Annotated in this window: 15 protein-coding genes; 5 read left to right on the top strand and 10 right to left on the bottom strand. The window is 38.7% G+C overall.

Going from position 1 to position 18,665, the window contains the following annotated elements:
- Positions 1 to 107 precede the first annotated feature (107 nt).
- Both cls and PR834_RS01700 read left to right on the top strand, forming a co-directional pair.
- Positions 108 to 1,568 (top strand): cardiolipin synthase, encoded by a 1,461-nt coding sequence (cls, locus tag PR834_RS01705; protein WP_094960524.1) that lies wholly within the window; start codon positions 108 to 110, stop codon positions 1,566 to 1,568.
- 22 nt (positions 1,569 to 1,590) lie between these two features.
- The gene (locus PR834_RS01700; RefSeq protein ID WP_004254123.1) at positions 1,591 to 1,923 is read left to right on the top strand and encodes an HI1450 family dsDNA-mimic protein; all 333 of its coding nucleotides are present in this window, start codon (positions 1,591 to 1,593) and stop codon (positions 1,921 to 1,923) included.
- Positions 1,924 to 2,024: 101 nt separating this feature from the next.
- Here PR834_RS01700 and oppF read toward each other — a convergent pair whose 3' ends face one another.
- The 7 genes from oppF to PR834_RS01665 form a co-directional block, all read right to left on the bottom strand.
- Positions 2,025 to 3,026 carry a murein tripeptide/oligopeptide ABC transporter ATP binding protein OppF gene (gene oppF / locus PR834_RS01695; RefSeq protein ID WP_272536340.1) on the bottom strand — a complete coding sequence of 334 codons (1,002 nt, stop codon included), beginning with the start codon at positions 3,024 to 3,026 and terminating at the stop codon, positions 2,025 to 2,027.
- Complete coding sequence (locus PR834_RS01690) at positions 3,023 to 4,012, bottom strand: ABC transporter ATP-binding protein (RefSeq protein WP_036957694.1); 990 nt, start codon at positions 4,010 to 4,012, stop codon at positions 3,023 to 3,025. The genes oppF and PR834_RS01690 overlap by 4 nt, the downstream gene beginning before the upstream one ends.
- Before the next feature lie 10 nt (positions 4,013 to 4,022).
- Positions 4,023 to 4,931, bottom strand: coding sequence for an oligopeptide ABC transporter permease OppC (oppC, locus tag PR834_RS01685; RefSeq protein ID WP_004254117.1), 909 nt, complete (start codon positions 4,929 to 4,931; stop codon positions 4,023 to 4,025).
- Between the two features lie 14 nt (positions 4,932 to 4,945).
- Positions 4,946 to 5,866: an oligopeptide ABC transporter permease OppB gene (gene oppB, locus PR834_RS01680; RefSeq protein WP_094960523.1), complete on the bottom strand. Its 921-nt coding sequence runs from the start codon at positions 5,864 to 5,866 to the stop codon at positions 4,946 to 4,948.
- 71 nt (positions 5,867 to 5,937) lie between these two features.
- Positions 5,938 to 7,578, bottom strand: coding sequence for an oligopeptide ABC transporter substrate-binding protein OppA (oppA, locus tag PR834_RS01675; protein WP_272536339.1), 1,641 nt, complete (start codon positions 7,576 to 7,578; stop codon positions 5,938 to 5,940).
- Positions 7,579 to 7,671: 93 nt separating this feature from the next.
- Positions 7,672 to 9,285: an ABC transporter substrate-binding protein gene (locus PR834_RS01670; protein ID WP_442959641.1), complete on the bottom strand. Its 1,614-nt coding sequence runs from the start codon at positions 9,283 to 9,285 to the stop codon at positions 7,672 to 7,674.
- 531 nt (positions 9,286 to 9,816) lie between these two features.
- A complete protein-coding gene (locus PR834_RS01665; RefSeq protein WP_004254112.1) occupies positions 9,817 to 10,461 on the bottom strand; it encodes a YchE family NAAT transporter in 645 nt (214 codons plus the stop codon).
- Positions 10,462 to 10,943: 482 nt separating this feature from the next.
- Here PR834_RS01665 and adhE point away from each other — a divergent pair, with 482 nt between their 5' ends.
- A complete protein-coding gene (gene adhE / locus PR834_RS01660) occupies positions 10,944 to 13,649 on the top strand; it encodes a bifunctional acetaldehyde-CoA/alcohol dehydrogenase (RefSeq protein WP_004254110.1) in 2,706 nt (901 codons plus the stop codon).
- 196 nt (positions 13,650 to 13,845) lie between these two features.
- On the opposite strand, the gene PR834_RS01655 is transcribed toward adhE, so the two are convergent.
- Entirely contained in the window at positions 13,846 to 14,475 is a 630-nt protein-coding gene (locus PR834_RS01655) for a thymidine kinase (RefSeq protein WP_004254108.1), read from the bottom strand.
- Between the two features lie 542 nt (positions 14,476 to 15,017).
- Between PR834_RS01655 and hns the strand changes: the two genes are divergently transcribed.
- Positions 15,018 to 15,428 (top strand): histone-like nucleoid-structuring protein H-NS, encoded by a 411-nt coding sequence (gene hns / locus PR834_RS01650; protein WP_004254106.1) that lies wholly within the window; start codon positions 15,018 to 15,020, stop codon positions 15,426 to 15,428.
- A 466-nt stretch (positions 15,429 to 15,894) separates the two neighbouring features.
- Here the strand turns inward: hns and galU are convergent, their stop codons facing one another.
- Together galU and rssB are read right to left on the bottom strand one after the other, a co-directional pair.
- Complete coding sequence (galU, locus tag PR834_RS01645) at positions 15,895 to 16,815, bottom strand: UTP--glucose-1-phosphate uridylyltransferase GalU (protein WP_036957689.1); 921 nt, start codon at positions 16,813 to 16,815, stop codon at positions 15,895 to 15,897.
- Between the two features lie 159 nt (positions 16,816 to 16,974).
- Complete coding sequence (gene rssB / locus PR834_RS01640; RefSeq protein ID WP_094960520.1) at positions 16,975 to 17,985, bottom strand: two-component system response regulator RssB; 1,011 nt, start codon at positions 17,983 to 17,985, stop codon at positions 16,975 to 16,977.
- A gap of 125 nt (positions 17,986 to 18,110) precedes the next feature.
- Between rssB and PR834_RS01635 the strand changes: the two genes are divergently transcribed.
- A complete protein-coding gene (locus PR834_RS01635) occupies positions 18,111 to 18,590 on the top strand; it encodes a YchJ family protein (protein WP_272536335.1) in 480 nt (159 codons plus the stop codon).
- Positions 18,591 to 18,665 lie beyond the last annotated feature (75 nt).

Here is an 18,665-nt window from a genome sequence, read left to right as displayed (position 1 = left end):
TGCAGAATTTTGCTAAATTCTATTAAGTTGATATTTTACTAACAGTTTTTTTAGCTAAACTATCTTTTTTTGAACCTTTTTCTTATCAGTGAGGCATCTGACCCGTTATGGCAACCGTCTATACACTTATGAGTTGGCTTCTGTTCTTCCTATATTGGCTAATTATTGCAGCAATTACAGTCCGCATTTTAGTCAAAAGAAGGCCGGTCACCTCAGCCATGACATGGCTCCTGATCATTTATATTCTGCCATTAGTCGGGATTATTGCCTATGTCGCCTTCGGTGAACTTCACCTCGGTAAACGTCGAGTCGATAAAGCTCATGATATGTGGCCTTCCGTCGCGACATGGTTAGAAAACTTACGAACTTCAAAACATATCTTCGCCACTGATAATAGCCCCGTCGCTGAACCATTATTTCAGTTAGTTGAAAAGCGCCAGGGTATTGCTGGTGTTAAAGGTAATAGAATTCAACTTTTAACTACCTGTGAAGACTCATTAAAAGCGATAGTCAACGACATCAACAATGCCCAGCACTCGATTGAAATGGTCTTCTATATTTGGCAACCGGGTGGTTTAGTCGACGGTGTTACCGAAGCCTTACTTAATGCCGCTAAACGCGGTGTTAAGTGCCGGATTATGGTGGACTCCGCGGGAAGTTGGCATTTTTTCCGTAGCGATTACCCCGAAAAAATGCGTGCTGCAGGTATTGAGTTTGTAGAATCATTAAAAGTTAATTTGATGCGTTTCTTCTTGCGTCGAATGGATTTACGTCAACATCGTAAAATAGTGGTTATCGATAACTATATTTCATATACAGGCAGTATGAATATGGTTGACCCTCGTTATTTTAAACAAGATTCAGGGGTTGGTGAATGGGTTGACATTTTAGTACGTATGGAAGGCCCTGTGAGTACCACATTAGGTATCGTGTATGCTTTTGACTGGGAAATGGAAACCGGCCAACGCGTACTCCCACCACCGCCTGACAGTAATATTATGCCTTTTGAACAAGCGAATGGGCATACAACACAAATTATCGCCTCAGGACCGGGCTTCCCTGATGAGTTGATTCAACAGTCACTGATGACCGCGATGTTCTCTGCGCGCAAACAACTGATCATGACCACCCCTTATTTTGTGCCTAGTGATGACCTTTTGCATGCAATTTGTACAGCAGCAATGCGAGGTGTCGACGTCAGTATTATTATGCCAAGGCAGAATGACTCATTCCTTGTTCGCTGGGCAAGCCGCTCATTTTACAGTGAATTATTAGCTGCTGGTGTTAAGATTTATCAATTTGAAGATGGTTTATTACACACGAAGAGTGTTTTGGTTGATGGCGAGCTTAGCCTTGTTGGTTCAGTAAATCTTGATATGCGCAGTTTATGGCTCAATTTTGAAATAACAGTGGTCATTGATGATAAAAGTTTTGGTAGCGATCTCACGCTAGTTCAGTATGATTATATTGCGCGTTCAACTCGTTTAGAAATTGAAGAATGGGAACAACGTCCGTTCTGGAACCGTGTCGTTGAACGCATTTGCTACTTCTTTAGCCCATTGTTATAAATTAAGTTAATTAGGAAAGGTCATGACTGAAATACAAAATACACCTTTAATCGATGAAGATGACATCATTGAAATGGCTTATGACCTTTTTCTTGAAGGGGCAATGGATAATTTAGAGCCCGCTGACCAATTAATTTTTGCTTTGCAGTTTGAAGAGTTAGGTGCCGCAGAAATTGTTCCTGTTACCCTTAATTGGCAAGAGATGATTACTGAAGAGCTTAATTTAAACCAATTAAGTGAAGTGGTTATTGGGTTAGCTCAAAGCCCTGACGCCGAATTAGACGATATTTTTGCTCGCGTATTAATTAGCCGCCACCCTTCTAAACCGTTTCACCATATTTTTTGGAAGAAATAGTTGATTAAAAGGGACATTTCGTCCCTTTTTCGTCCCTTTTGGATTAATTAAAGTAGAAGCCCCCTAGACACCATTCCCTTTCGCCCATCATGAGAAAACAATCACAATGGGTCAATTTTCAAACAAGACACCGCATGTTTGAAACTCCCTTCTAATAATGGCCTTGTTTTTGCACACTCTTCATCCGCTAATGGGCAACGGGTTCTAAATACGCAACCTGAAGGTGGGTTAATGGGTGATGGCAATTCACCCTCTAAAAGTTCTATTACCTTATTTTTTTCTTTATCGGGATCAGGAACGGGCACTGCTGACATCAATGCGCGTGTATAAGGATGTAAGGGATTATTGTATACCTCATCATAGGTACCAAGCTCTACGGCATGCCCCAAGTACATCACTAAGACACGGTCAGAAATATGCTTAACAACCGCCAAATCGTGCGCGATAAAGATTAGCGATAATTTCATTTCACGTTGTAATTCTTGCAATAAATTAACAACTTGTGCTTGAATTGACACGTCTAATGCAGAAACTGGCTCATCGCAAATCACGAGTTTAGGTTCTAAAATCAATGCTCTTGCGATACCAATACGCTGGCATTGCCCTCCCGAAAACTCATGGGGGTAACGGTTAATCAAATTTGGTAATAAGCCAACCCGCATCATCATTTTTTTCACTTTTTCTGTGATTTGTGATGGTGGCATTTTAGGATGATAGGTTTTTAATGGCTCAGCGATAATGTCACCGATGGTCATTCGCGGATTAAGCGAAGCCAGTGGATCTTGGAAAATCATTTGAATATCACTGCGCACACTGCGCCACTCTTTATCAGTTTTACCTAATAAATTCTGCCCAAGCCAACTTACCGTACCATCCGTCGCTTTAACTAACCCAATAAGTGCTCGAGCAAAAGTGGATTTACCGCATCCTGATTCCCCGACTACACCTAATGTTTCACCTTCATATAAACGAAGTGTTACGCCATCTACCGCTTTAAGACTTTTGTTTGGTTGCCAAAACCACTGTTTTTTATCTCGAATCTCAAAATGGACTTTAAGGCCATTCACTTCGAGTAAAACTGGCCTATTTTCATGGGTACTCATACCAATTCCTCCAGTGGCTTAAAGCAGGCACGTAACCGCGTTTGACCAAATGTGGTTAATGCAGGTTCTTGGTCAACACATTGCTGAACTGCATATTGGCAACGAGGTGAAAATGGGCAGCCTTTGGGTAAACGTAATAAATTAGGCGGATTGCCGGGAATGGTAGCTAAACTTTCGTCATCACCATCGAGGCGCGGAACAGCAGCTAACAAGCCAAGTGAATATGGATGAGATGGATGATAAAAGATATCCTTCGCAGTACCGTACTCCATCGTGCGTCCTGCATACATCACTAGGACTTTATCACATACCCCTGCGACGACCCCAAGGTCGTGGGTGATCAAAATAATTGCAGTATCAAACTCTTGTTTTAACTCATTGAGCAACGTCATGATTTGCGCTTGTACAGTCACATCAAGTGCTGTCGTGGGTTCGTCAGCAATTAACAGCTTTGGTTGGCATAACAGGGCCATTGCAATCATGACGCGTTGTCTCATTCCTCCTGAAAACTCATGTGGATACATATTCATACGCTTACGTGCTTCAGGCATTTTAACGGCATCTAACATACGAACTGATTCTTCGAAAGCTTCTCTTTTACTCATGCCTTTATGTAACATGAGAACTTCCGACAGCTGTGTACCAATTTTCAAATAAGGGTTCAATGATGTCATTGGGTCTTGAAAAATCATTGAAATCTCTTCCGCTCGCATACGGTTTAATTCTTTTTCTCTTAAATTCAAAATCTCACGGCCATTAAACATGGCAGAGCCATTAATTCTGCCATTTTTGGCGAGTAAGCCCATGAGTGCGAAAGCAGTTTGTGATTTTCCTGAGCCTGATTCACCAACTATGCCAAGCGTTTCCCCCGCACTTAATTCAAAGTTCAATTTGTTTACGGCGGTAACCTCACCATCTTGAGTTGCAAATGTCACACTGAGATCTTTCACGGATAACAGAGGGCTTTTCATTGAGTTATTTAACATATTATTCCCTCTAGCGATCTTTCGGGTCGAGCGCATCTCGTAGCCCGTCACCGATGAAGTTAAAACAAAATAGCGTAATGACTAAGAAACCGGCTGGTATCAGTAGCAACCACGGCGTCACTTCCATTGAGTTCGCCCCATCACTTAATAACGCCCCCCAACTACTTAACGGCTCTTGTGTGCCTAAACCTAAAAAGCTTAAGAATGATTCAAACAAAATCATACTTGGAACTAATAATGACGCGTAAACGACTACTACACCTAAAACGTTAGGTACAATATGACGTAGAATAATCTGCCGCGTACTAACACCACAAACAAGCGCTGCCTCAATAAATTCCTTACGCTTTAATCCGAGTGTTTGTCCGCGAACAATACGCGCCATATCCAACCAAGACACCATTCCTATCGCCACAAATATCAGTAAAATATTGGTCCCAAACAACGTGACAAGGAGGATCACAAAAAACATAAATGGGAAGGAATTTAAAATTTCTAATATACGCATCATGATGGAATCCACTTTTCCACCCACATAACCCGCTAATGAACCGTATAAAGTGCCTACCACGACTGCGACTAAAGCAGCGGCAACCCCCACCATTAAGGAAATTCGCCCACCTATCGCGACACGTACTAATAGGTCTCGGCCTGAAGCATCCGTACCAAAATAATGCCCGGTTGCCATATCCGGTGGCATTGACATCATTTCCCAATCGGTGTCGTCGTACAAAAAAGGCGACATCATAGGAGCAAAAATCACAAATAGAGTAATTAACAACAATACGCATAAGCTAAATATTGCCGCACGGTTGTGCATAAAACGGCGCCTTGCATCTTGCCATAAACTGCGCCCTTCAATATCTAGCTGCTCTGAAAAGTTTGCCAGAGCTTCACTATTTTTTTGGTTCGATAGCATCGTGTTTCTCCGACTTAATAACGAATTTTAGGGTCAATAACTGCGTACAAAACATCGACAATCGCATTAAACGTAATTGTCAGTACCCCAACTAAAATTGTTAAACTCAATACCAGTGAGTAATCACGATTAAGTGCGCCGTTAACAAAGAGCTGACCGATCCCCGGTAACCCAAAAATAGTTTCAATTACCATCGAGCCAGTAATAATCCCCACAAAAGCGGGACCCATATAGGAAAGCACAGGAAGCAACGCTGGTTTAAGCGCATGGCGTAAAATGATAGTTCTTAGTGGTAACCCTTTAGCACGTGCAGTACGAATAAAATTAGAATGCATAATTTCGATCATCGAACCGCGTGTAATACGGGAAATACTTGCAATATAAGCAAGTGAAAGTGCAACCATTGGTAGTACCATGTGTTTTAGGTTTCCACCATCCCACCCACCACCAGGGAACCATTTCAAATGAATGGCAAAAATCAGCACCAATAAAGGTGCCACAACAAAGCTTGGGATAACAACCCCCGTCATGGCAAACCCCATGACTGTAAAGTCCCATTTGGTATTTTGGTTGAGTGCGGCTATCACCCCAGCAGAGACCCCAAATAGAACAGCAACAATGAATGCCGTTGCCCCTAATTTTGCAGAAACAGGAAATGCTTTAGCCACTAAATCATTAACACTGTAGTCCTTGTATTTAAATGATGGGCCAAAGTCACCTTTGGAAAGCTGAATTAAATAATTAAAATACTGCTTATACATGGGATCATTTAAATGATATTTAGCTTCAATATTTGCCATCACTTCCGGTGGCAATTTCCGTTCACCCGTAAACGGGCTCCCTGGGGCTAATCGCATCATAAAAAATGAAATGGTAATCAGAACCAAAAGAGTCGGAATGGCTTCTAACAACCGACGAATAATAAATTTCAACATCGCTCTTTCCTACTTCTATTGCCTAAATAGGCGAACATCTGGCTCCAATAAATGGAGCCAGAACAACTATATTAGTGTTTAATAATGTACAGATCTTTAGTATGCAGGTTATCTAATGGATCTTTGCCACTATACCCCCCCACATAAGGTTTCACTAAACGCGTATTAACATAGTAGTAAAGAGGAACAATACCTGAGTCTTTATCGAGTAATTTTTCGGCTTGTTGATAGAGTTCAGCACGTTCATCATCCGTTTTGACTTGCAATGTTTTTTTCATCACTGCATCAAAATCTGTATTTTTATAATGAACAGTATTATTACTGCTGTAGGAAAGTAACATATTGAGGAAAGATGAAGGTTCGTTATAATCCGCACACCAGCCTGCGCGGGCCACATCATAGTTACCTTGATGTCGGCTATCTAAGAATGTTTTCCATTCTTGATTTTCTAGTTTCACTTCTGCGCCAATATTTTTCTTCCACATAGAAGAAGCGGCGATGGCAATACGCTTATGTAAGTCTGAAGTATTATACAATAAATTGAATTTTAGAGGGTTGGCTTTGTTATATCCCGCCTCTTCTAGCAGCTGTTTCGCTTTTTCATTACGCTGCTCTTGGGTCATATTCGCATACCAATCCGGTTTTTCTGTTTTCATTCCACTGGTAAATGGTGGAGTGAACCCATACGCAGGAATATCCCCTTGGGCTTTGACTTTATACGTAATCGTATCTCTATCCATAGATAGTTTTAATGCTTCACGAACACGAGGGTCATTAAATGGCGGTTTTTCATTATTAATTTCATAATAATAAATACATAGATATGGGTTCACACGTAACTCATTCGGCATGTTTTGTTGTAAACTTTTGAACTGCTCAATAGGTAAGTTACTGTATGTCATATCAATTTCGCCACTGCGGTAGCGGTTTACATCAGTGACTTCTGAAGAAATCGGTAAAAAAGTCACTTGGTCAATAATGGTATTCGCATTATCCCAATAGCTTGGGCTACGCTCTAATACAATACGTTCGTTTACCGTCCAATCCTTTAATTTATATGCTCCATTACCTACAAAGTTCTGTGGTTGCGTCCACTTAGTACCATGTTGCTCAATGACTTTTTTATTGACTGGCGACATGGATGAGTGAGCTAATAATTTAGGAATATAAGGAACGGCTTCACTCAGTGTAATAACTAAAGTTTTGTCATCAAGAGCTTTAATACCAAGTTCTTCAGGTTTTTTCTTCCCAGCGATAACATCGTCAATATTACTAATATGGGCATATTGTAAATAGCTTGCATAAGGCGATGCAGTATCAGGGTCAGCCAATCGTCGCCAACTATACACAAAATCATCTGCCGTGACAGGGTCACCATTAGACCATTTCGCGCCATCGCGAATTTTAAATGTCCATTCTGTAAAATCTTTATTTTCCCAGCTTGTTGCCGAGCCAGGTAAAATTTCGCCATCAGGCCCCACTATTGTGATCCCTTCGAAAAGGTCTCTTGCTAAAGCAGATTCCGGCACCCCTTCTATTTTATGAGGGTCTAACGATTGCGGCTCAGAACCGTTGTTGCGAACCATCACTTGCTTCTCAGCCAGTTCAACGCCCGCAGGAACCGTTGCTGCAAAACTTGTTGCTATAGAGCCCATTGCCAGCCCAGCCGTTACGCTAAGCGCAATAATCGATTTATTGATTAACTTACTCATCTTATCGGTTACTCCCATACATAATTATTATGATTGTGTGTTGATACATGTTCACCCAGTAGATGAACACTTTTTATAATTATTTAGATATTATTAATTAGGTTCACTTATATATAACCGTTTAATATCCGTATAATCAAGAGGGTCATTACCTTTAAATCCACGAACACTCGGTTTTATCATTCGAGCACTGACGCGATAATAAACAGGAACAATAGCCGAATCATTGTCTAGCAAGGCTTCCGCTTGCTGGTAAATTGTATGGCGAGATGAAGAGTCCGGTGCTGTTAGCGCTTGCTCAAGCAAGGCATCAAACGCTGGATTATTATAAAAAGTGGTATTATTACTATTTTGAGACAGCATCATGTTCAAAAATGCGGTTGGCTCGTTGTAATCGGCACACCACGTTGCTCTGGCAACATCATAATTTCCTTCATGGCGGCTTTGTAATGATGTTTTCCATTCTTGGTTTTGCAGCGTCACTTGCGCACCAATATTTTTCTGCCACATGGACGCCGCAACAATAGCTTGCTGCTTATTTTGATCTGATGTGTTGTACAGTAAAGCAAATTTCAATGGGTTTTCTTTAGTATATCCGGCCTCAGCAAGCAAATCTTTAGCACGTTGATAACGTTGTTCTGCTGATAAATTTGCCCATTCCGGTAAGGCAAAATTACCATTATTAATAAAACTTGGCGTAAAGCCATAAGCGACTTTTTGCCCTTGAGCGATAATTTTATTGGTTATTGTTTCTCTATCTAATCCTAACTTTATTGCTTCACGCACTCTTGGGTCATTAAACGGGGCTTTTTGATTATTTATCTCATAATAGAACGTGCACAAATAAGGCCGAACATACAATTCATTCGGCCTCTCTTGCTGCATTTTTTTATATAAAACAGGTGGGATTGCAGAGTTAGAAATATCAATTTCACCACTACGGTAACGGTTAATATCACTCACTTCGGAGCTAATCGCTAAAAAGGTCGCTTGCTCAATACGGCTATTTGGGTTATCCCAATAAAATGGATTTCGTTTGATAACAATACGTTCATTTACTACCCAGTTATCCAATACGTATGCCCCATTTCCAATAAAATTCTTGGGTTGGGTCCATTTATCACCATGTCGTTGAATTGCTGACTTATTCACGGGCTTCATAGACGTATGAGAAAGCATATCAACGAAATAAGGCACTGGGTGGCTCAACGTAACTTGTAAATGTTGCGGGTCAAGTGCTTTCACACCCAGCGCTGTTGCCGGCATTTTTCCCGCTAAAATCGCATCTGCATTTAAAATATACGCATTTTGTAAATAACTGGAGTATGGGGAGCCAGTATTTGGGTCAGATAAACGTTGCCAGCTATACACAAAATCTTCAGCGGTTACAGGTGTCCCATCACTCCACTTTGCATCTTCCCGCAAAGTAAAAGTCCACGTAGTGAAATTTTCATTACTCCAACTTTTAGCAACCCCAGGAACTGCTTTACCGTCTACATCGGTATACACTAAACCTTCTAATAAATTTAATATCACATTGCCTTCTGGAACCCCTTCCACTTTGTGGGGGTCTAGTGATGTCACTTCTGAGCCATTGTTAATTGTAATAACCTGTTTTACTTTTTCCGTGGCACTAGCCTGTAATGTAACAACTAATAAAGAAAGTACACCAAAACCAAGTGTTGATTTGAACATTCTATCCCTCATGATTCATCAATAGCGCTATAACCTCATTTGCAGCCATCTTTACGCTGATATTTAAGCCCTGGTACCGCTATTTCCTTATGGGCAATCCACTTCATGAACTCAAACAATTAAAACAATTAATTAACATTGACCAGTTAAAAATTTTAAGTAAATTTAAAAAAAATAGAAGTGAAAATTTAATTTTTCTTACATTTCAATACACTAAACTTAAGTTAACTATCCACTACAAAATAACCTCTAAGCTGATTTCCAAACATATCATTAACAAACACCAATTAGAATAGTGAATAAATTTACGTAGCTCACAATTCCTTACTTTTTATCCCTGTTTTAGCAAAAAATGCCACATATAATTACAGGTATCATTTTTTTTATGTGTGATTATTAATAGCTAAAGTTTTATTAAGCCATTTAAGAAAGAGCAATGTGCTATCTGTATAGCAAAATTGATGTGTGTAATATGAGGTAATTAGCGGTAGGTATGGCTGCAAATAGATATAGTTTGCAGCCATCAAAAGAAAAGAGATTAGATTACAATAGGCCCGGGAATATGGCCTTAACACCTGTCACAATAAACTCTATACCCAATGACATCAGTAATAGACCCATGATACGCGTTACTACGTTGATCCCTGTTTGACCTAAGTAACGAACCAATAAAGACGCTGAGCGGAATAATAACCAACAACAAAAGGCAAATGCGATACTCGTCAACGCTAAGCCTAAAAAGTTTTGCCACCCATGCCAGCGAGATGACCAAACAATACAAGAACTTATTGCACCAGGCCCTGCCATTAGGGGTAAAGCCAAAGGCACAACACCAATGCTATCTCTAACCGCAGTTTCTGTTTTTTCTTGTTTATTTTGTTTGTCTTCCCCAATTTTACCGCTGATCATTGACATCGCTATTGTGACGATCAAGATCCCACCAGCAATACGGAAAGAATCAATTGAGATACCAAACAATTGCAATATTGAGTCACCAATTAATAGTGATGTACATAAAATGATAGCAACTGATGTATTTGCAATAGTATTGGTTTTATTTCTCCCCGCATTACTTTGATAGTTTGTCATACTAATAAACACAGGCAATATGCCAACTGGGTTTACGAGTGCAAACAAACCAATAAAAAATTTAATATATCCCGATAAATCAAGTAATGCGCTACTCACCCATTCATTTCCTTAAGCAGTTCTCTTTAGAGATTTATTGATATCTTTTATAATTTTACCACCGATGTCATTAATTTCCTTGAGCAAAACAATATTTTCTTTAACTTGCTAAATTTGCTTAGTATTTAGTTAGATATACATAAATTATCTGCACAAGTTGTTTTGATAATATTAAATTAAGTAATAGATGAACAACATTTATTCAACTTGTGCATAAATACACGTGCTGAAAGGAGTCAGCTTGACATTTTCGTGACCTAGATCACTTTATTTAATTACCGTTTTGTTAATCTACTCTTAACTGATAGACAGAGCTAATTAGGATATTAACTCAGTACGGAATAAGGTTTTTAAGCCAATAGGCGATCATGAGCAGCGTTATTATAGATAACATCTATACTTTTATCTTTAAGCATTTCCTTGTTCTATCGATGCATTGCTCATTGGCTTAAAAAGTTTAACATTTATCAGGAGTAATCTATATGTCCGTAACTAACGTTACCGAACTCAATGAACTCGTTGCTCGTGTCAAAAAAGCTCAACGTGAATTCGCAACTTTTTCCCAAGAAAAAGTTGATGAAATCTTTAGAGCCGCGGCTCTCGCTGCTGCTGATGCACGTATCCCTCTAGCAAAACTTGCTGTCGAAGAATCTGGAATGGGTATTGTTGAAGATAAAGTGATTAAAAACCACTTCGCTTCAGAGTACATCTACAATGCTTATAAAGACGAAAAGACCTGCGGCACGCTATCTGAAGACCCAACATTTGGGACAATCACCATTGCTGAGCCAATTGGTATTATCTGTGGTATTGTGCCAACAACTAACCCAACTTCAACCGCGATTTTTAAATCACTTATTAGCTTAAAAACGCGCAATGCTATTATATTCTCCCCTCATCCTCGCGCTAAAATTGCTACCAACCGCGCGGCACAAATTGTGCTTGATGCTGCAATTGCAGCTGGTGCACCGAAAGATATTATTGGTTGGATTGATTCCCCTTCTGTTGAGCTATCCAACGCTTTAATGCACCACCCTGATATTAACCTGATTTTAGCGACCGGTGGACCAGGCATGGTCAAAGCTGCTTATAGTTCTGGAAAACCTGCAATTGGTGTTGGTGCTGGTAACACCCCTGTCGTTATTGATGAAACCGCAGATATTAAGCGTGCTGTCGCGTCTATCTTGATGTCAAAAACATTCGATAACGGAGTTATTTGTGCATCTGAACAATCCGTTGTAGTCGTTGATGAAATCTACAATCAAGTTCGCGAGCGTTTTTCAAGTCATGGTGGTTACCTGCTACAAGGAAAAGAGCTTAAAGCGGTTCAAGATATCATTTTAAAAAATGGTAACTTAAATGCCGCTATTGTTGGCCAACCTGCTTATAAAATTGCTGAAATGGCCGGTATTACCGTGCCAAAGACCACTAAAATATTAATTGGTGAAGTAAAAAGCATCGATGAGTCAGAACCGTTCGCACATGAAAAACTTTCACCATTATTAGCAATGTACCGTGGTAAAAACTTTGAAGACGCGGTTGCCAAAGCAGAACAACTTGTCGAAATGGGCGGGATCGGTCATACCTCTTGTTTATACACTGACCAAGATAACCAACACGAACGCGTTAACTATTTTGGCCAAAAAATGAAAACAGCGCGTATTTTAATCAATACGCCAGCATCTCAAGGTGGTATCGGAGACCTTTATAACTTTAAATTAGCCCCTTCTCTTACTCTAGGTTGTGGTTCTTGGGGTGGTAACTCCATCTCTGAAAACGTGGGTCCAAAACACCTAATCAATACCAAAACTGTGGCGAAGAGAGCTGAAAATATGTTGTGGCATAAACTTCCGAACTCAATCTACTTCCGCCGTGGTTGTCTACCTATCGCCCTTGAAGAGATTGCAACTGATGGTGCAAAACGCGCCTTTATCGTAACCGATGGCTATCTGTTCAATAATGGTTATGTTGATGAAGTGGTTAACGTTCTCAAAAAACATCACATTGAAACTGACGTTTTCTTTGAAGTTGAGGCAGACCCAACATTAACTGTTGTCCGTAAAGGCGCAGCACAAATGCAAGCATTCCAACCTGATGTGATCATTGCATTAGGTGGTGGTTCACCAATGGATGCGGCTAAAATCATGTGGGTCATGTATGAACACCCAGAGACTCATTTTGAGGAATTAGCATTACGTTTCATGGATATACGTAAACGTATCCACCGCTTCCCTAAAATGGGCGTTAAGGCTAAATTAGTTGCTATCACAACAACTTCAGGTACAGGTTCTGAGGTCACCCCATTTGCTGTAGTGACTGATGATAAAACGGGCCAAAAATATCCATTAGCAGATTATGCATTAACGCCAAATATGGCCATTGTTGATGCCAACTTAGTCATGAATATGCCTAAATCTTTAACTGCTTTCGGTGGTTTAGATGCTGTCACCCATGCGTTAGAAGCTTATGTTTCTGTTTTAGCTAACGAGTTTACTGATGGTCAAGCACTTAAAGCACTAAGCTTATTAAAAGATTATTTACCAGCAAGTTACCATGAAGGTGCTAAAAATCCTGTAGCCAGAGAACGCGTACACAACGGTGCGACACTTGCCGGTATTGCATTTGCAAACGCATTCCTAGGTGTATGTCATTCAATGGCACACAAACTTGGCTCAGAATTCCATATTCCTCATGGTCTCGCTAATGCTCTATTAATTTGTAACGTTATCCGTTTCAATGCTAATGATAACCCAACAAAACAAACTGCATTTAGCCAGTACGACCGCCCTCATGCGCGCCGCCAATATGCAGAAATTGCGGATCATTTGGGACTCACTAACGTCGGAGATCGTACTGCTGCGAAAATTGAAAAATTACTCACATGGTTGGAGGAAATGAAAGCCGATTTAGGTATTCCTAAATCTATTCGTGAGACTGGTGTTACTGAAGCTGACTTCTTAGCTCGCGTAGATAAACTTTCTGAAGATGCGTTTGATGACCAATGTACAGGAGCTAACCCTCGTTATCCTTTAATTTCTGAAATTAAACAGCTATTACTGGATTCTTATTATGGTCGCGAATTTGTTGAGCACCAAGACGCGCTTGTGATTGAAAAAGAGGAAAAAAAAGCCCCTCAGAAAAAATCAACCGTAAAAAAAGAAGCAGAAAAGAAAAACACTAAGAAATAATGTTTAGCACATAATTTAAAAATAAAGGCACTGCAATAATTGCAGTGCCTTTTGTTTCGTTATTTAAAATCAATTGCTATAAAAATGTAGAAATCAATATCATATAAAATGATTTAACTCACTGAGTTATATCATTAATAGCCATAATATCCGATAACTGAATCCTGTTTTATTCTCTACACTAGATTATTTCTGTTTACCTAAAATGGAGTGGTTTCTTAGGTATAACACCTTCATTCATCAACTGAGCCTGTTTTATTGCTTCTGAATAGTGTTTACGACAAACAGAGATATACTTTTCATTACCGCCTATATCGACTTGTAGGCCTTCATATACAGGCACCCCATCACTTCCTATACGCAATACCTTACTCGCCTTACGTCCGCAATAACAAACTGTTTTTAGCTCAACTAATTTATCAGCCCAAGCAAGCAAGTATTGGCTGCCCTCAAATAATTGCCCTGCAAAATCGGTACGCAACCCATAGCATAAAACTGGAATATCCTCGTTATCAACTATGTCACATAATTCTTCAACTTGTTTTTTTGTTAGGAATTGGCATTCATCAATAAGAACACAATGGACTTTTTGTTCACTATTTTCTTTTTTTATCAGTTCAGCCATATTTGTTGTTGTTGAGTATAATAACGCTTCCGCTGATAAGCCTATGCGCGATGAGACTTTTCCTTGTTCAAAACGGTTATCTATCTCTGCTGTAAAAATAACCGTACGCATCCCTCTTTCATTATAGTTATACGATGATTGCAATAATGACGTTGATTTTCCCGCATTCATAGCTGAATAATAAAAGTAAAGCTGAGCCATTTGGCTGTTCCCTCAAAATTAATATACGTAATAATTTTACCATAAAACTAGCTTTAGGATTAACAATAATGGTGTAGATGCTGTTTACTTATTGAAAATTGAACTTTTCCCAGTTCAGTTTATACCTTATTGCTTATACCTTATTGCAAATATTGCTTAGCTTGCGGGCAAAAAAACCAATTTGATATTAACTATAAACAGTTTCAACTAAAGCACATTCCGCTAAAAAACATCATCAAAAAAAGAAAATTTAAGCGAGTCTATCCCTTCAATTCATTCCGAGTAAAAGTAAAATGAGACCCTCCTCTTCTTTTTTGAATTATTTAATCACTAAGATTTTAGCTTATTCCTATTTTTCGTTTAGTTCAGTTATTGATAATAGCTATATATATATCTACGAAAAGTTTATTTTTCTTTTGTAAAAAAATTGCATTCGTTAAAGATTACTTTTAAACTAAGGATGTAATTTAGCTATTGCAGAATTTAAAATAGCATTCTATTATTACTGTACACATGCCAACAAATAATTTGAGACCAGGAAAATGAGCGAATCATTAAAAGCGTTAAATAACATCCGTACTCTTCGTGCTCAAGCTCGCGAAGTAACTTTAGAATCTTTAGAAGAAATGCTGGAAAAATTAACCGTCGTTGTTGAAGAACGTCGTGATGAAGAAAGCCAAGCTCGCGCGGAATTAGAAGAACGTAACCGTAAATTGGAAAAAGTTCGTGAAATGATCCTTGAGCAAGGCGTAGATTTAAATGACCTTCTGCAAACAATGGATTCAGGTAAAAGCACTAGCACTCGTGCTAAACGCGCTGCACGTCCAGCTAAATATAAATATGTTGATGAAAATGGCGAAACCAAAACTTGGACAGGCCAAGGCCGTACTCCAGCAGTAATCAAGGTTGCCATTGAAGAACAAGGCAAATCTTTGGATGATTTCTTAATCTAATAGCCTCAACATGTATTTTAAACACCCTTTTATAAGGGTGTTTTTATTTAATCCTTTATATATTATTTATATTAACCTGCACTAAGAAAAAGCCCTTATCTATTATAGCTACAGTCTTTAGCACTAAAACCGCATAACTGCCGCTCCCTACTTCAATTAACTGTTCTGTTTTAAGCTGTTACGACGTATTACGCCATCTACCAAATAATCATGATAAATAAAAGCATAGCAGTAAAGATATGTAAGCTTAATTAGATAAACTTAAATATTTTTCAGTGATTCTATTTATGTAATGAAGTTGTATGCTAATTTTTGTACTCTCACCACTTATAACGTGTACAGACTGAACAGCTCAAGTCAGAGCGCTCCTCTTTATACCTGGTATTTTTGTTAATAATTTATTTCTCTACGTATAAAAAAAGGCTAACAAATTAAGTTAGCCTTTAATAAAATTTATTGCGAAATTTTATTTTGCTGAATTCAATGATACTGATAATTTCTTCAGCCACTGGGTAAACTCATCTCCCAGTGCATCATGCTGCATTCCATATTCAACGAACGCTTTCATATAACCTAATTTATTTCCACAGTCATGACTTTTACCACATAAGTGGTAGGCCTCTACTGGCTCATTATTTTCCATCATTAATGCAATAGCATCGGTTAATTGTATTTCATCCCCAGCACCTGGCGCTGTTTTGGCTAATGCATCCCAAATCTTTTCAGATAAAACATAACGACCAACAATAGATAAATTAGATGGAGCTTCTTCACGTTTTGGTTTTTCAACCATACGAATAATTCTTTTACTATCTCCAGGTTCTAACATTTCTCCATTACAATCCACAATACCATAGTTAGATACATCTTCTTCAGGGACTGGTTCAACTAAAATTTGACTTGCACCTGTTGACTCATATTGTTCTAGCATTTCACGCAAGTTAAATTTGGTTAAATCTGTACTGTAACGGTCTAAAATGACATCGGGTAAAATAACCGCAAAAGGCTCTTCACCGACTAAAGGTTTAGCACACAAAATTGCATGACCTAATCCTTTTGCTATTCCTTGTCGTGTTTGCATAATCGTTACGTGGCTTGGGCAAATAGATTGAACCTCATCCAATAACTGGCGCTTAACACGCGCTTCCAAGATAGCCTCTAACTCAAAGCTTGTGTCAAAGTGGTTTTCAATGGAATTTTTTGATGAATGTGTCACTAAAACAATTTCATTGATCCCAGCAGCGATACACTCATTAACAACATATTGAATAAGTGGCTTATCAACTATTGGTAACATTTCTTTTGGGATTGCCTTTGTTGCAGGAAGCATACGAGTCCCTAAGCCCGCAACTGGGATTACCGCTTTACGCACCTTGCGCTGTGTCATTTTTATCACTCCAGATATCATCTTAGCCTCTCGAATTTTACTAAAGTAACAAGAGGCATTTTAAGTGCGCAGAAGTATATCAGGAAATGTTCATGAATAAATAGCGACGAGTCCGAATAGAGTTATTCAGATTAAAAGAGTATACATTTTAGGTAATAACTATGTTTCGGGGTTAAACATTAGTTTTATTTTCTGGCTATTATTGCGAATTAAACACTGCCAAGCATTTCCTTTTACCTCTAAATGATTAGATTGGTAAAATTTCAACGCTCCTAAAGGAAGGCTTCTAGATAACTTAACATGCGTATTTTCTGTCGTTATATCCGCTTCTAAACCTGCACTCGCCATAATAATCGCTTTATTCCGTGTATTAAAATACCCCAATAATAGCGGAAACTGGCCACTAAACCCCGAATCTTCCAGTAAATAATTTATTTGGTTAATAATTCTATCAATATTGGGTAATTTTTTTTCTGGGTGGCTTACCGCACTTTTCAAGAGATCATTGAACACGACTCTAATCAAAAAAGCAGCCATAATGCCTTCTTGAGGAGAGCGCTCAGTATCAATACAGTAAAAACCTATTTGGCTGTCTGAAATGGGCGCTAGGTCTAATAATAATCCAAAACGGTTAGCCTCATTAAGTTGGCGATAGTTAATTCGGTAATTATTTATAATTTGATGTACTGGTGGTTGTAACTGTTTCAATACCGCTAACAGTTCTTGAGTATCGTTTTGCATTAGTGTCGAAATCTGAGGGATTTCCTCTCCTAACAGCTCTGTTAGGCTATTTTGCTCAGGATACAACGCAGAAAGGATTGTCACTTTAACTTCATCTAAATTTTTTATTGGCTTTAACAAAGCATCCTTTGCACCTAAGCGAAACATTCTATCTAACTGAGTGAAATCTGTTGTTGCTGTAATCACAATGACAGGAATATCAATATTACGCGCAACTAACGCTTTCATAAACGCTTCACCATTCATGACAGGCATATTTAAGTCACATAGAATGATATCAGGTTTGATACGGTCTATTGTTAACATCTCTATTGCTAATTGACCATTATCTGCGGTATAGATCTCAATACCCAGCGTTTCTAGGTAGTTTTTTAAAATTGTACAGAAGGTGATTTCGTCTTCTATTATGAGTATTTTTCTATTTTTCATAAGATACCTACTGCAAAAGCCTGGTTTAATTAACAATACAATTATTCATACGATAAAATCATTTATTCGCCATCATTTAAGTATAGTGACTTTTCAATCTTATACTTATTTTTATAGAGAGTGTTATGAAATCACAAGTAGAAGATAGGTGTTACTGTGGCAACGAAGCACAATTTGAGCAATGCTGCGCTCCTTTTTTACAAGGGAAAGCTATTCCACAGACACCAGAGCAACTTATGCGCTCAAGGTATAGTGCTTATGTACACCAAGACGTCGATTATCTTATTAAAACATGGCACCCAGATTGCCATGCTCAAGAATGGCATCAAGAAATAGTCAATAGTTTTCCGAAAACACACTGGTTTGGTCTTCGTGTTATTAGTTCTTCTTATGCTAAAAATCCCAATGAAGCTTATGTCGAATTTTCGGCTTGCTTTATTGATGAAAAAGCTGATCATAAGCAGCTTATTCATGAACGTTCGCGTTTTATTAAGATGGATGCGTGTTGGTATTATATAGACGGCATTACCCCCAAAGTCGGTCGTAATGATTTATGCCCTTGTGGCTCTGGTCAAAAATATAAAAAGTGTGGTCATCCAGACTAATTATCCTTTATTTAATGCCTGTCTAATGAGACACATTTAATACTCAACCCGTCATTTTTTCATATCGCTTTGTTA

The sequence above is a fragment of the Providencia sp. PROV182 genome, from assembly GCF_028480325.1.
In the GTDB taxonomy this organism is placed as follows: Bacteria; Pseudomonadota; Gammaproteobacteria; order Enterobacterales; family Enterobacteriaceae; genus Providencia; species Providencia hangzhouensis.
Note: the sequence above shows the minus strand (reverse complement) of the source record. Positions and strands in the feature narration are given on the sequence as shown.

Excerpts from the sequence above, each read along its gene's own strand:
- adhE (WP_004254110.1), top strand. The coding sequence starts at position 10,944 with ATGTCCGTAACTAACGTTACCGAACTCAATGAACTCGTTGCTCGTGTC.
- PR834_RS01635 (WP_272536335.1), top strand. The coding sequence starts at position 18,111 with ATGAAATCACAAGTAGAAGATAGGTGTTACTGTGGCAACGAAGCACAA.
- hns (WP_004254106.1), top strand. The coding sequence starts at position 15,018 with ATGAGCGAATCATTAAAAGCGTTAAATAACATCCGTACTCTTCGTGCT.
- PR834_RS01670 (WP_442959641.1), bottom strand. The coding sequence starts at position 9,285 with ATGAGGGATAGAATGTTCAAATCAACACTTGGTTTTGGTGTACTTTCT.
- oppC (WP_004254117.1), bottom strand. The coding sequence starts at position 4,931 with ATGCTATCGAACCAAAAAAATAGTGAAGCTCTGGCAAACTTTTCAGAG.
- PR834_RS01655 (WP_004254108.1), bottom strand. The coding sequence starts at position 14,475 with ATGGCTCAGCTTTACTTTTATTATTCAGCTATGAATGCGGGAAAATCA.
- PR834_RS01690 (WP_036957694.1), bottom strand. The coding sequence starts at position 4,012 with ATGTTAAATAACTCAATGAAAAGCCCTCTGTTATCCGTGAAAGATCTC.
- oppB (WP_094960523.1), bottom strand. The coding sequence starts at position 5,866 with ATGTTGAAATTTATTATTCGTCGGTTGTTAGAAGCCATTCCGACTCTT.
- galU (WP_036957689.1), bottom strand. The coding sequence starts at position 16,815 with ATGACACAGCGCAAGGTGCGTAAAGCGGTAATCCCAGTTGCGGGCTTA.
- rssB (WP_094960520.1), bottom strand. The coding sequence starts at position 17,985 with ATGAAAAATAGAAAAATACTCATAATAGAAGACGAAATCACCTTCTGT.
- PR834_RS01700 (WP_004254123.1), top strand. The coding sequence starts at position 1,591 with ATGACTGAAATACAAAATACACCTTTAATCGATGAAGATGACATCATT.
- oppA (WP_272536339.1), bottom strand. The coding sequence starts at position 7,578 with ATGAGTAAGTTAATCAATAAATCGATTATTGCGCTTAGCGTAACGGCT.
- oppF (WP_272536340.1), bottom strand. The coding sequence starts at position 3,026 with ATGAGTACCCATGAAAATAGGCCAGTTTTACTCGAAGTGAATGGCCTT.
- cls (WP_094960524.1), top strand. The coding sequence starts at position 108 with ATGGCAACCGTCTATACACTTATGAGTTGGCTTCTGTTCTTCCTATAT.